This is a genomic window from Flavobacterium bizetiae (assembly GCF_902804475.1).
Classification (GTDB): Bacteria; Bacteroidota; Bacteroidia; order Flavobacteriales; family Flavobacteriaceae; genus Flavobacterium; species Flavobacterium bizetiae.
In genome coordinates this window covers 20,643-33,344 of the sequence record NZ_CADCSU010000022.1, presented here as the reverse complement: position 1 = coordinate 33,344, position 12,702 = coordinate 20,643, and the positions used below count along the sequence as shown (strand labels likewise).

Below are 12,702 nucleotides of genomic sequence, written 5' to 3'. Positions count from 1 at the left end.
CTTATTTTCTGCGTAAACTGTCCAATTTGGAACACTTTTTCAATAAACTCGATCTTTTGATCCAAGGAATTATTTTCATTTTTTAAGTGGACTGCAAAAAGCGTTTAGAAGTCAATTTAGAGGTGTGCGTAAAGTAGATTTCTTCTTATTTAGATTATCTAATCTTTTTGCCTAATCCCCAAGCTTTGCGTTTGATCCGAAATAACTCAGCGCTAATTCTCTCTTTTTCTGGTCAGAAGAAAGTCTACCGTATTGCCTAATTTATCTACTGCTCTACATAAATAATACCAAATATCTTTTACTTTGATATAGGTCTGATCCAATCTCTAGCTTATCCCCACCGTGGCTTTTCTCTGCTTCATCTCTGAGGCAAGCAAAGGTGTAAACTTATAAAGCCAGCACTGAATCGTAGCATGATCCAAAAGCACTCCCCTAATTATCATTATTTCTTTTACATCACGATAATTAAAGTTGGACTTAAACCTTTTTTAAAGCGTCTTTTTTCTACCTTTCTTAACATTTAAATTTAATTATCTAATGGTAATTGTCATATTAGGCACAATTATAGCATCAGTCAGTCCTCCTGTATAACGCTGCGCGAAAACCTCAATATAATCATTGCTAGCTAACTCAACAGAAGCATTTATTGGAAGAACTAATATATCATTAACAGCCAATCCTCTACCATAAATTTTAAATTGCGTCAATGCAGTTCCATTCTTTGCAATGTATATTATGTAAGTACCTAGCGCGGGAACCTGAAAGGATATAGAACCTGATACCTGGAAAATTCTTTTCTTTTTTCCAGTATACCTTAGTCTATTGTTATTATTAGGTGTTGCATCTAATGCAAACCTAAATAAATTAGTAGATACTGAGTTTCCGCTGACCTTTACAATATTACTAGGATTGGAATTATTAAAAGTAGTTGAAGCACCTGACCCAACTGGATAATCGACAGAGAAATCTCCCGCAGCATTTGAATCACCTTCGGTAGGTATACCGGCAGCTCGCACCGTCCAACTATTATTAAAATTATAGCCTGTATAAGTACCTACAGTATATGGCTTTATATATCCAGCAGTATTAGTACCTGTAAAAACTACTGATTCCAAAACAGCATCACCAGTTATTGTTAAACCTGCAGTTGAGACATCCAAACCAATAGCACTTCCGTCAACCTGACTAAAACCTCCTTGTTTTTCAATAAGGCTAAAGGTACCTGTAAATTTTTCGTAAGTGCCTAAATTGGTGCCAAACCAACCCATATTGCTTAATAGTAATTGATTAATATTGTTATAAGTTATGCCAGTTGAATTTCCTGTAAATTGCACGATACTGCTAAATATTAATCCAAAACCTGAGAGTGTACCGACCGAACTTGAATTGGCAACAATACAATCTCTAAAGGTTAAGTATTTGGTTGCATCAGCGTTAATATTAAAAACACTTCCTCCTGATGCAATAAGGGTTAAATTTTTAATACTACCACCGGTTGATCCTTCAAAAATATTCCCAGATGTTCTAACTATGATATCATCGTTGCTATCAACTCCTTGCAAATAGGCATTATTTAAATCTATAGGAAAATTAAATACAACTGTTCCGTTTATTTCATACAATGTATTAGAGCTTAAAACGTACTTAGCCCCGCCTCCCGCTGCAAGTTCTGTGGCTAAAACAGTAGCCAAAACATCCGTCGATTTTATACGTTTAAAATTTATACGCCCTGAGGAACTACTCAGAACTGGCATCCATGTCGAAGTACCACTTGAATAATAATAAAATAATTTCAGATCAGTATCATAGACTATTAAGCCATCGACAGGAGAAGTGATGGCATTTTTTTGAACCGTTGTCATTCTAGGCGCTAATAATCCTTTTGTAGTCGAAGTAATATCCAAAATGGAACTTATCTCTGGAGTTATTGTCCCAATTCCGATCTGTGCATTTCCTATTAAAGTAAATAAAAAGAAAAATAGAAATAATAGCTTTTTTTGATCTTGGAGCGTGATTTTTTTGATCATAATTTCTAATATTTAGTTAAGTAAATGATATTTAAATTTTGTTTTTTTTCGAACTTTTATTTACCTGAATTTAAAATAACAATTTTTTCAGTCCAACGTTCATTATCAATAGTTAGTAACTCAGAAATATAAACGCCGGCGCTTAAACTGCTGGTTGAAAAAATGTAATTTTGCTCAGCTCCCATATCTTTTTCATATAATACAACTTTACCGAGCATATCATACAATTTAAATGATTTTAGCACTAAAATATTTGGATTTGCGACCTCTAACTTACTATTGGTATTGTCCTGATAAATAAAAAATTGAGTTGTAATATTTTGGTCGATTCCAAGTGAATTTTGATTTTTAAATGTAATCATAAAGCGATCAGAATATACTCCAGGAGGAACTGTCACCTCATATTGACCATTCTTGATCTCATGATAAGATTGGTCAAGCCTATCGTAGATATAAATAGGTTGTGCTACATTAAAATTTATTACCTCAGGAACACTAAATTTAAAAGTAGTACTTGTTGTAACCTTTACTGACAATGGCACCTTTTTGGTTTCATCAAAATTGATCCCTTCAATCACATAATTATCATTTTCTATCCAAAAACCAACATCGTTAGGTAGCGCCTGATCCATATTTAAAGCATCAATACCAAAATCTACACCATCTGTAGCTTCCGGCACGAAAGCCAATGCCAACTGTCTTGTAAACTGATTGTTGATTATTGCATTTAATTTAAAATGTGAAACCTGCTCTACATTACTTTCTTTAGAATCTCCTTTTTTTGAAACGCTCTCTTTTGAGGTGTGTTTGTAAAACTTTGACAAACCGGTTCCCTCTTTATAAAAAGCCCTATGGATGTTCTTAAAGGTTGCGGTTCCAGTAGCTGTAGCACTAATTACGAAACCTTGACCAACAGGAGAATACTTACGCTCTATGACAAGTCCTGATGAGGCCCCTGTAGTATTTACAGAACCATCCGGGTTATAAGAATTAAAAGTTGCCGGAACATATACACCATTTGAGACTAAACTTACTGGTGAATAGCTGCCATATCCTCCTTTATAATCTGTGAGGTAATGTGAATTTACAGTTTTATCTTGTTCCCAAAAATAAGCTACTCCGCCAGTTGCTGCGTTGGAAGGATCTAAAAGAAAAGCATTTAAATGCAAGGCAGAGGGATAGGGATTCCCTGTTAGGGTTGCGTTATTAATACCTAAACTAATAGTTATATCACCGTCATTGGGTTTTCCTCTAAAATCATACCTTTGTGCTGCTCCTGGATTATTGGTTGTACCCGTTCCCTCGGGATCTATTGCATCAGTTCCGCTGGTACCTTTCATAGAAAAACCTTCACCTGGGACCAATGTTTTAGTGCCTCCCACATAAATCCACTGCGAATAATTGTTGGCGTTAATTAATTTATAGATCCAAGTTGAAGATATTGATAGCGGACTTGCAGTACCATTGTAATTGCTTGCTGGCAAAACAGTAATTGGCGTTGAAGCAATGGAAGTTGTAGGACGATTTAACATCGTAATACCAAAGTTTTCATTTCCTAAAGAAGCAGAAGCATTTCCAACAGGAGAACACCAATAATTATACTCAAAGTTATCAGAAGTACCTTGCTGATAAACAGACAATAAACCTGCACCCGTATTGTTTGAAGTACCTATAGTTCCTTGGACTAGCTGCGCATTATTCCTTAAATATAAATTGGAGTTAGAAGCCAAATTTATATCTTGCTTTACATACAGCACTTCATTTTTTACATACATGTAGTCATTAGAACTAAAATAAATTTGCGAAATGCTTTTGTTAGTAATGAGCAATGAAAAGATAAGTATTGTTTTCTTCATAACTTTCAATCTTACAATTATTAATCAACTCAAGAAAATTTGAATTTACGTAATTTTGATCACGGAAATTTTATAAACTATTTGCTATTGTTTTTGATTTATTCTTCGTGAAATAAAAAATAAACCAAATGCTGTACCAATTAAAAACAATACAGATATATTAGAATCTATAGGTAATTCAGCCCCCACAGGAGGTGGAATAGATGCAGGTTGAGGAGGAGGAGGATTAGCTGCATTACTGTTAAAAGCAATAAAAAGAACTAATACTACTAAATTTAATTTTCTAACTTTCATGTTTTCTTTATTAATAGTTAAAAATCTATGTAATAAAATATTTCCACTTCATTTCTAATAAACACAAAAAAATACTAAGTTTACAGTAATAATCAGATACTATAAAGACTTATTATTCAATCAAATATACAAAAAAAACTCACACATTACTGTTTCTTGTAAAAAAAAAACTACATGAGTATTTCTTTATTCTATCGCATCTATTAACTTAAAAAAAAATGGATATTCAAACAATAAGTAGAGTAAAAATTAGGAGAGTTTTCCTTTCTGACTCCATTTGGTTGCGTCGCATTAGTCAGAATCAAATAAGAATTTTAGTAATTTAAAAGTTTGCCTTCCTATTTACACAATGATTTAAAATTTCAACTTGATTTTTTAATTTGAATAATTTCTAATTTAAACCGCTTAAAATTAATTTGTACAGCCTTTAAAAGTAAAGGCTGTATTATACTGTAAAATAACAGTATATAAACCCAGCATTAAACAATTAAGCTTGATACTCTTACCAAACACAAACTATGAAAAAAACGTTAACTCTTTACCCCACTGTGGCTGCTCTCAATAGTGTCTTTTGCTATAACTATAATTTCCTGCAGCAGTGATGGCTCAGATGGAGCTCAAGGACCTCAAGGGCCAACGGACGCTGCAGGAGCTGCAGATCCAAAAGGTGAAAGCGGCTCTGGCAGTGCAATTTACTATGAATGGCTGGATGTAAAATTTAAACCTGATACAATCTATAAGCGAAATGGGACTATTGATACAATAGGCTATTATTCAAATAGCAATGTACCAAAACTTACTAAAGAGATATTGAATACAGCAGATGTAATAATTTATGTCAATAGTAGTAGTAGTAGTAGTAGTAGTAGTAGTAGTAGTAGTAGTAGTAGTAGTAGTAGTAGTATAAGGGATCCCAAGATTTATTCCCTGCCCTACAGCTATCGTACTAGAATTTATATACAAAACAATACTTATACAAAGGTCATTTCACTCTACATTAATGTGGATGAAGATGCAGTATTACACCATATATATAAAACAAAAAGACAAATGTTCAAACAGGTACCTTATAAGCTAACTGTTATAGTATGATTATCCTACCACTACGTATACTGCATTTATATCTTTATGTCCCACCTCCACGTCATATCGTACTTCATCGATTTCACGCATTTTTTCTGATAGACCTCAAGGATAAACAAAAACTTCTTTTCCCCCATTTTTTGAATTTATGAATCCGAATCCTTTTTCTTCATTGAAATATTTTACTGTACCATCTTGCATTTTAATATACTTAAGAGCTAAAATCTAGCTTTAATAAATGAGAACTTACTGAAATTGAGTTTTTATTTACAAAGCAACACTTTTCTAAGCCTTCTGCAGGGAGGCTATATGCAAAGCGTAATGATATCTTCTAAGTTTTCTTTACTTATAAATGCAGAAATAAAATCATGTACTTCATTTCTATATGCAGCGGGCGTCTCAAAAGAATTGATATGAAACTCATCATCCTGATCCAGAATATGTATGATTTCGGTATAGCCTTTAGCTATTAAACTTCCTTTTAATTTGATAATTTTTAACTGCTGATGGCTCTCTAAGTCCTTGCTCACTTTTAATTGTACTGCTTTCTCCATTATAAACTTTTTTAAATCCATACTCATTCTTTCAGAGATAAAATTACATCTGCAATACCGGTGTAAGACTCACCTGCCAGTACTGAATTATCTTGTTGATCATTTCTTTGTACTCTGAGAAAATTTCCTGCTTTTTAAAATACCCCTGCACGGAAAGGCCATAGGCTTGCTTTATATTTTCAGGATCCTGTGAGGTGGATAAAAAAATATAAGGCAGGCATTTTTCACTTATTATCTTATCCTTGAGTACCATATTCCTTAATTCAAAGCCGCTTAATTTAGGCATATTGATATCGGAAATAATGATAAAAGGCTTTACTTTTTCATCCGACAAGTAATCCAAAACTTTAGTAGGATCTTCAAAAAAGACAATTTTATTGGGATAATTTAAACTCTCAAAAATATCCATAAGAAAATCCCTATCATCCTGGTCATCTTCTATCACTATTATTTCTCCCTTAATTTTCATGATGCAAAAGTAATAATATATAATCTATCAGCAATACAAAAACCAAAGCCTTATCATGCTAATTTTTCAAATAAAATCTTTGGAGCTTTAGGCTAAATACAGTTCTTACAAACAGCACATTCGAAAGGCATTACCCTTGTATAAATTAATATTCAGAATTTACTTTAACAAATTCCTGTTTTTATTAAAAAGTGCTATACTAGATTTATCAGGTGCTCTCGCATCTGTCAGAATTAAATATAAGACTTTAAGAAATTTTAAAGTTAGTCCGCCAATTTACAGAATGATTTAAACATAGATATCCCTGATCTAACCATCTGATTCTTCCCCAGCATATGTACAACTTCAATTTACACTGTCGGATTTTAATCTTTGAGAACGAACCCTTGTTCTAGACTTTGATAGCGGGAGTATTAGAGCCAATTTTATCAATGTTTATTACTCTTGGCCTGTTGTTATTACTAATTGCTTTAAAAAGAAATGACTTAGTGCTCGTTCTATGTCTTTTTCTGGTCAAAAGAAAGTCTACTATATTGTCTAATTTATCAACAGCCCTGTATAAATAAAACCAAATAACGTTTACTTTGATATAGGTATTATCCAATCTCCAACTTCTACCTACTTTACCCTTTAAAATAAACAACTCAAAATATTTTGGTTTATAAATTTCAAGATATATATTTACAAAAGAGTTCAACTTGAACTGCATCTAATCAATACCTTTGATCAGGTCTTGATTTACAAGAAGTTGCAAGAGACTTGCTGATTGACCCACTGTCAACTTTCAAAATATATTTGAAAAGATGCCAATTCCTTCCAAAACCAATATTGTTTTGGAGAATATAAATAAAACGACATGATCACTACATCAAAACAAAAAGGTAGATCCTACCACATTATAAAAAAATATTTCTTAATCCAGTTCAAAACTCGTGAAAGGAACACTTTTATTTTTTTTTTAATTATACATTTTACCTATTGAGTAATTACAAGCATCTCCCCAAGTGATAAGGCTCCACTCCTATTTTTCAATGCAAATTTTCTAACTATTTAATTATAAATGCAATGTCAACAACCAAAAATTTAAAATTCGAAACACTACAAGTTCATGCCGGACAAGTCGCTGATCCAACAACAGGATCAAGGGCAGTTCCCATATATCAAACAAGCTCGTATGTATTTGAAAATGCTGAGCATGGCGCTAACCTGTTTGCATTAAAACAATTTGGAAACATTTACACACGTCTTCAAAATCCAACTACTGATGTTTTTGAGAAGCGTGTCGCGGCATTAGAGGGAGGTATTGCAGGATTAGCTGTTGCTTCTGGTCAGGCGGCACAATTTATTGCGTTAAACAACATTTTAGAAGCCGGAGATAACTTTATTTCAAGTAGTAATATATATGGCGGCACTTACAACCAATTCAAGGTAGCCTTCAAAAGAATCGGCGTTACAGTTCAATTCACAAAAGAGACAACAGCCGAAGCATTTGAATCACTAATCAATGAAAATACCAAAGCGTTATATATGGAAACAATTGGCAATCCAAGTTATGATATTCCTGACTTTGATAATATTGCAGCTGTTGCAAAAAAACACGATCTGCCCCTGATTGTAGACAATACATTTGGAGCGGGTGGTTATTTATTTAAACCCCTAGATCATGGTGCATCAATAGTGGTAGAATCTGCAACAAAATGGATAGGAGGTCATGGAACAAGTATAGGTGGTGTTATTGTTGATGGAGGTACTTATGATTGGGGCAATGGAAAATTCAAGCAATTCTCTGAGCCTTCAGAAGGTTACCATGGATTGGTTTTTGCTGATGCATTTGGTGTGAAGAGCCCCTTTGGTAATATTCAGTTTGCTATCCGTGCCCGTGTTGAAGGCCTTCGTGATTTCGGTCCCGCTATCTCCCCATTCAACTCATTCCAATTGATACAAGGTTTAGAAACACTATCACTTCGTGTTCAGCGCCATGTAGACAATACACTGGAAATTGCCAAATGGCTGGAGGGACACTCGCAGGTCGAGAAAGTAAACTATCCGGGACTTGAAAGTTCGCCAAGTTATGCCAACGCCCAAAAATATTTTAAAAAGGGATATGGTGCGGTCCTATCATTTCAAATAAAGGGTGATGTAACCAAAGCAGATGACTTTATTGACAGCTTGGAACTAATCAGTCATCTGGCCAATGTAGGTGATACAAAATCCTTGATTATCCATCCTGCAGCCACAACACATCAGCAGTTAAGTGCCGAAGCTCAAAAAGCAGCAGGTGTATTTGTGGGGCTATTGCGTTTATCTGTTGGAATTGAACATGTTGATGACATCAAAGCAGATCTTCAACAGGCCTTTGATAAAATAAAATAACCCCTAGTAGGAATAGATAAAAATCGAGAATAACTATAAATAGCATGTTCTTGAAAGTAAAAAAGAGGCTGTCCGAAAAGTGGAGTAGATACCTTTTTCACCACAAAAAAGTTAAGGCAGTTTATTTTATACTTTTATCAAAAAAATTATTTAAATTTGATTTCAAATAGAACTATAGTACTCATTTAAAACAAATTGTCATAGTTATAAATTGATATTTTTAGTTTCGTGGCAGAATCGTGGCGCACTAGATTTTGAAACTGGTATAAATATTATGAATTGCACTATATAAAGGAGTTGTTGGATTTACAGTTCGAATCCCTCTTTCTCTGCGGATGGAGTAAAAGGAAACTTTTTCAAATTCTACAAAAAAAAGCCAAAATTCACGGAAACTCTTCATTTTAAATATTTATAATATATTTGTAAAACAAAAAGAATAATACTACTGTCTATTAATTCGTTAGTACTTAAAATTTTGAGTATCTTTTAATATTGAAAAAGTAACATTTGAATTTGGGTGCAGAATCGGTGCACTAGTTTCCAGACATTTATAAAAACGTAGCAAAGACGGGATCTCAACACATAAAGTTCGAATCCTGCTCTCCCCACAAAAAAAGTCCTAATGAAAATTAGGACTTTTTTTATGGATAAATTTTAGAGATGAAAATTCAAAAGTTGTCCATAATTCTTCCCCCTCAATTATTAATTAATTTTCTCCTGATAATATACATTCAATATTATAACTTTGTAGAGATGAAAATTTTAATAGTAGAAGACGACCAAAGAGTAGCCGAGTTGATCCAAAGAGGACTCCATGAACATGGATTTTCTCCTACGGTTGCCTATGACGGTCTTTCGGGAAAAAAACTGGCCCTTAATAATCAATACGATCTGGTTATTACAGATATTATTTTACCCAAGCTTGACGGATTGGATTTATGCAAAGAACTGCGCCAGATAAAACCGGATCTGCCTATAATTATGCTGACTGCCTTGGGCTCAACAGATGATAAAGTAGAAGGATTTGATGCCGGAGCCGATGATTATCTTACCAAGCCTTTTGAAATGAGAGAACTTCTCGTTCGTATCAGGGCTTTACTAAAACGAAGCAATAACGGTACTGCCAACACCTCGGGATTTATTCTGAAATACGATGATCTCGAAATGAATCTGCAGACTAAAAGTGTCAAACGAAATGAGGTTGAAATAAACCTTACTCCCAAAGAATTCAAACTTTTAGAATATATGCTCCAAAATCAGGAGCGTGTTTTATCGCGCACAGAAATTGCCGAAAAAGTATGGGATACACTTTTTGATACCGGAACAAATTTTATAGATGTTTATATCAATTATCTGAGAAAGAAAATTGATAAGGATTACGATAAAAAACTCATCCATACCCGTTCAGGAATGGGATTTATTTTGAAAGCAGAATGAAAATCAGAACCAGGCTGACTATATTATTTACCCTCGTTACTGCCACTATTTTATTGGTATTTGCTGCTATTATCATATACTCTGCAAAAGAAAACAGGGAAAGAGAGTTTTATGCCCAACTGAAAAAAGAAGCCATTACCAAAGCAAATCTGATCTTAAATGCCGAAATAGACAGTAAAACGCTGCAAGACATCTACAGAAACAACCGAGCAACACTAAATGAAGTTGAAGTTGCCATTTATAATCCTTCATTTAAACTTTTATACCACGATGCTGTTGATATAGATGTGGTAAAAGAAACCAAACCCATGATCGATGAAATCGCTAAAAAAGGCGAAATACAATTCTATCAAAAAGAATGGCAGGTTATAGGAACCACGTATCAATTTGAAGGAAAAAAGTATATTATTACCGCCGCTGCCTACGATGGTTTTGGATATGTGAAAATTTACAACCTTATTGAAACTTGTATTGTTGTCTTTATCATTTCTATTTTGGTCCTTTTTATGGCGGGTCGTTTTTTCTCTAAACAAGCCTTTGAACCCATTGTTAATATGACCGATAAAGCAAAAATGATTTCGGCTACAAACCTTGATCTTAGACTGGACACCAACGAAAGTAAAGACGAAATCTCGGAACTGGCCTCGACTTTTAATGAAATGCTGAACCGCCTCGAGAATTCTTTTGATTCGCAAAAACATTTTGTTTCTAATATTTCGCACGAATTACGAACGCCTCTTTCCGCCATTATTGCTGAACTCGAGCTTTCGACTCATAAAGAACGTAATGTTGACGAATATAAAACAGTTATCCTAAACACTTTACAGGACGCCAAAAAACTGGCAAAACTCTCTAATAGTTTACTGGATCTGGCTAAAGCAAATTACGATCCGTCTGAAATTGCATTTAAACAAGTTCGTATCGACGAAGTGTTACTAGATGCACGCCAGCAGGTTCAGAAATCAAATCCGAATTACAATATTGCCATTCATTTTGAAAATGATTTTGAAGATGACAATCAGATTTCGGTCAATGCAAACGAATATCTGCTAAAAGTCGCATTTGTTAATTTGTTTGAAAACGGCTGTAAATTTTCTGATGATAAACAGAGTTTGGTTTCCATTTCATTTGAAAAAAATAAAATCAAACTTAACTTTTCTGATAACGGAATCGGAATTTCAACCGAAGAATTAGAACATATTTTCACTCCATTTTACAGAGGCTCAAACAAAACCCACGCCGACGGAAATGGTATTGGACTTTCGTTAACAAAGAAAATTATTCAGCTTCATAAAGGAACTATTTCTGTTTCTTCAAAGAAAAATGAAGGAACAACTTTTACAGTACAGTTCAATTCGCTTTAGTTTCTATGCTCCAGCGGAGCATAATATTTATAGCAAATTATACACCCCGTGATTTTAAGCTCCGTAGGAGCGATATATATTATTCGAAAATATGCCGCTCCTCTGGAGCTTTTATGCATGAAAATAAATTGTGCTATAAATATTTAGCTCCTCCGGAGCTTTCTTTTCTTCCCTCTATTCTCTTTCTTCTATTCTCTTTCCTCTATTCTCTTTCCTCTATTCTCTTTCCTCTATTCTCTTTCCTCTATTCTCTTTCCTCTATTCTCTTTCCTCTATTTTCTCACCTCTCATTTACTATCATTTTCAACCTGTTTTTCTGATACAAAAACGACTTGATTTTCTTTCTAATGAAATTCTAATTTTTTTCTAAAACATCTCTAATGGCCTTTTCTTTAAGGCTGGTCTAATTTTGCACCGTGGTTATGAAACAGTACTCGCCGTTGTTTTTATATAATCAGAAATTAAAGCGAAAAAGACAATTACCCGGTTTTCAAAAATACTGAAACCCGATTAGAAGAAAAGGAGGTTTATCATGATTACAACTTACGAATTTACAACCCGCATTGCACTTGCAGCAAGTTTAGGAGCAGCAATAGGAATCGAAAGACAATGGCGTCAGAAAAATGCCGGACTGCGTACCAACACCCTTGTTTCTCTTGGATCTACTGCTTTTATTCTGCTTTCCGTTTCATTGGGTAACGGAGCCGATCCAAGCAGAGTGGCCGCACAAATTGTTTCCGGAATTGGTTTTCTGGGAGCAGGAGTTATCATGAAAGACGGATTAAGCGTTCAGGGATTAAATACTGCCGCAACCATTTGGTGTTCAGCAGCAGTAGGATCTCTTACAGGGATTGGTTTGTACGGAGAAGCCATCATAGTAAGCGCTGCGGTAATGATTACACATGTACTGCTTCGCCCGCTAGGCTTAACACTAAACCGATTACAGTCGTTAAAATCCTTCAATATCCCAACAGATTATCTCTTTACCATAAAATGTAAAACAGAAGTAGAAAACCATCTGCGAATAATGTTAATGCAGCATTTAGGCAACGAAGATTCACTGCTTTTAAAATCACTGACAAGCGATGACAATGATGATCCCTCAATAGCAATCATAACAGCAGAGATAAAAGCCATTACATCGCAGGACAGTCTTATGGAAAAAATGGCCAGCCGATTAACTATTGAAGAAAAAGTTACAAAAGTGAGCTGGGAAATTATGGGAACTCAAACAGATCTTTAATC

At 34.3% G+C, this 12,702-nt stretch carries 12 protein-coding genes and 1 pseudogene; 5 read left to right on the top strand and 8 right to left on the bottom strand.

Annotated features, from left to right (window positions below; all coding sequences use genetic code 11):
- Window positions 1-212: 212 nt before the first annotated feature.
- From FLACOL7796_RS24865 to FLACOL7796_RS00765, 4 genes are all read right to left on the bottom strand, one after another.
- The gene (locus FLACOL7796_RS24865) at window positions 213-323 is read right to left on the bottom strand and encodes a DDE-type integrase/transposase/recombinase (RefSeq protein ID WP_173968829.1); all 111 of its coding nucleotides are present in this window, start codon (window positions 321-323) and stop codon (window positions 213-215) included.
- A gap of 207 nt (window positions 324-530) precedes the next feature.
- Complete coding sequence (locus FLACOL7796_RS00775) at window positions 531-1,904, bottom strand: hypothetical protein (protein WP_232067259.1); 1,374 nt, start codon at window positions 1,902-1,904, stop codon at window positions 531-533.
- A 179-nt stretch (window positions 1,905-2,083) separates the two neighbouring features.
- Entirely contained in the window at window positions 2,084-3,883 is a 1,800-nt protein-coding gene (locus tag FLACOL7796_RS00770; protein WP_232067258.1) for a T9SS type A sorting domain-containing protein, read from the bottom strand.
- 84 nt (window positions 3,884-3,967) lie between these two features.
- Window positions 3,968-4,177 (bottom strand): hypothetical protein, encoded by a 210-nt coding sequence (locus FLACOL7796_RS00765; protein ID WP_173968827.1) that lies wholly within the window; start codon window positions 4,175-4,177, stop codon window positions 3,968-3,970.
- 564 nt (window positions 4,178-4,741) lie between these two features.
- On the opposite strand from FLACOL7796_RS00765, the gene FLACOL7796_RS00760 reads away from it, so the two are divergent.
- Complete coding sequence (locus FLACOL7796_RS00760; protein ID WP_173968825.1) at window positions 4,742-5,269, top strand: hypothetical protein; 528 nt, start codon at window positions 4,742-4,744, stop codon at window positions 5,267-5,269.
- Here FLACOL7796_RS00760 and FLACOL7796_RS24840 read toward each other — a convergent pair.
- The 4 genes and pseudogenes from FLACOL7796_RS24840 to FLACOL7796_RS24860 all read right to left on the bottom strand — a co-directional run bounded on the left by FLACOL7796_RS24840 (window position 5,270) and on the right by FLACOL7796_RS24860 (window position 6,992).
- Window positions 5,270-5,461 (bottom strand): annotated as a pseudogene (locus FLACOL7796_RS24840) (cold-shock protein).
- 104 nt (window positions 5,462-5,565) lie between these two features.
- Window positions 5,566-5,814 carry a hypothetical protein gene (locus FLACOL7796_RS00750; protein WP_173968821.1) on the bottom strand — a complete coding sequence of 83 codons (249 nt, stop codon included), beginning with the start codon at window positions 5,812-5,814 and terminating at the stop codon, window positions 5,566-5,568.
- Window positions 5,815-5,857: 43 nt separating this feature from the next.
- Window positions 5,858-6,283 (bottom strand): response regulator, encoded by a 426-nt coding sequence (locus FLACOL7796_RS00745; protein WP_173968819.1) that lies wholly within the window; start codon window positions 6,281-6,283, stop codon window positions 5,858-5,860.
- Between the two features lie 391 nt (window positions 6,284-6,674).
- Window positions 6,675-6,992 (bottom strand): DDE-type integrase/transposase/recombinase, encoded by a 318-nt coding sequence (locus FLACOL7796_RS24860; protein ID WP_394367901.1) that lies wholly within the window; start codon window positions 6,990-6,992, stop codon window positions 6,675-6,677.
- 356 nt (window positions 6,993-7,348) lie between these two features.
- On the opposite strand from FLACOL7796_RS24860, the gene FLACOL7796_RS00735 reads away from it, so the two are divergent.
- The 4 genes from FLACOL7796_RS00735 to FLACOL7796_RS00720 all read left to right on the top strand — a co-directional run bounded on the left by FLACOL7796_RS00735 (window position 7,349) and on the right by FLACOL7796_RS00720 (window position 12,700).
- Entirely contained in the window at window positions 7,349-8,656 is a 1,308-nt protein-coding gene (locus FLACOL7796_RS00735) for an O-acetylhomoserine aminocarboxypropyltransferase/cysteine synthase family protein (protein ID WP_173968816.1), read from the top strand.
- Window positions 8,657-9,409: 753 nt separating this feature from the next.
- Window positions 9,410-10,093, top strand: a complete 684-nt coding sequence (locus tag FLACOL7796_RS00730; protein ID WP_173968814.1) for a response regulator transcription factor — start codon at window positions 9,410-9,412, stop codon at window positions 10,091-10,093.
- Window positions 10,090-11,457 carry an ATP-binding protein gene (locus tag FLACOL7796_RS00725; protein ID WP_173968812.1) on the top strand — a complete coding sequence of 456 codons (1,368 nt, stop codon included), beginning with the start codon at window positions 10,090-10,092 and terminating at the stop codon, window positions 11,455-11,457. Before FLACOL7796_RS00730 ends, FLACOL7796_RS00725 begins: the two co-directional genes overlap by 4 nt.
- A gap of 532 nt (window positions 11,458-11,989) precedes the next feature.
- Complete coding sequence (locus tag FLACOL7796_RS00720; protein ID WP_232067257.1) at window positions 11,990-12,700, top strand: MgtC/SapB family protein; 711 nt, start codon at window positions 11,990-11,992, stop codon at window positions 12,698-12,700.
- Window positions 12,701-12,702 lie beyond the last annotated feature (2 nt).

Bases quoted from the DNA above. Each gene is read 5' to 3' on its own strand.
- FLACOL7796_RS00770 (WP_232067258.1), bottom strand. From the start codon at position 3,883: ATGAAGAAAACAATACTTATCTTTTCATTGCTCATTACTAACAAAAGC.
- FLACOL7796_RS00730 (WP_173968814.1), top strand. From the start codon at position 9,410: ATGAAAATTTTAATAGTAGAAGACGACCAAAGAGTAGCCGAGTTGATC.
- FLACOL7796_RS24860 (WP_394367901.1), bottom strand. From the start codon at position 6,992: ATGCAGTTCAAGTTGAACTCTTTTGTAAATATATATCTTGAAATTTAT.
- FLACOL7796_RS00745 (WP_173968819.1), bottom strand. From the start codon at position 6,283: ATGAAAATTAAGGGAGAAATAATAGTGATAGAAGATGACCAGGATGAT.
- FLACOL7796_RS00750 (WP_173968821.1), bottom strand. From the start codon at position 5,814: ATGGAGAAAGCAGTACAATTAAAAGTGAGCAAGGACTTAGAGAGCCAT.
- FLACOL7796_RS00720 (WP_232067257.1), top strand. From the start codon at position 11,990: ATGATTACAACTTACGAATTTACAACCCGCATTGCACTTGCAGCAAGT.
- FLACOL7796_RS00725 (WP_173968812.1), top strand. From the start codon at position 10,090: ATGAAAATCAGAACCAGGCTGACTATATTATTTACCCTCGTTACTGCC.
- FLACOL7796_RS00765 (WP_173968827.1), bottom strand. From the start codon at position 4,177: ATGAAAGTTAGAAAATTAAATTTAGTAGTATTAGTTCTTTTTATTGCT.
- FLACOL7796_RS00735 (WP_173968816.1), top strand. From the start codon at position 7,349: ATGTCAACAACCAAAAATTTAAAATTCGAAACACTACAAGTTCATGCC.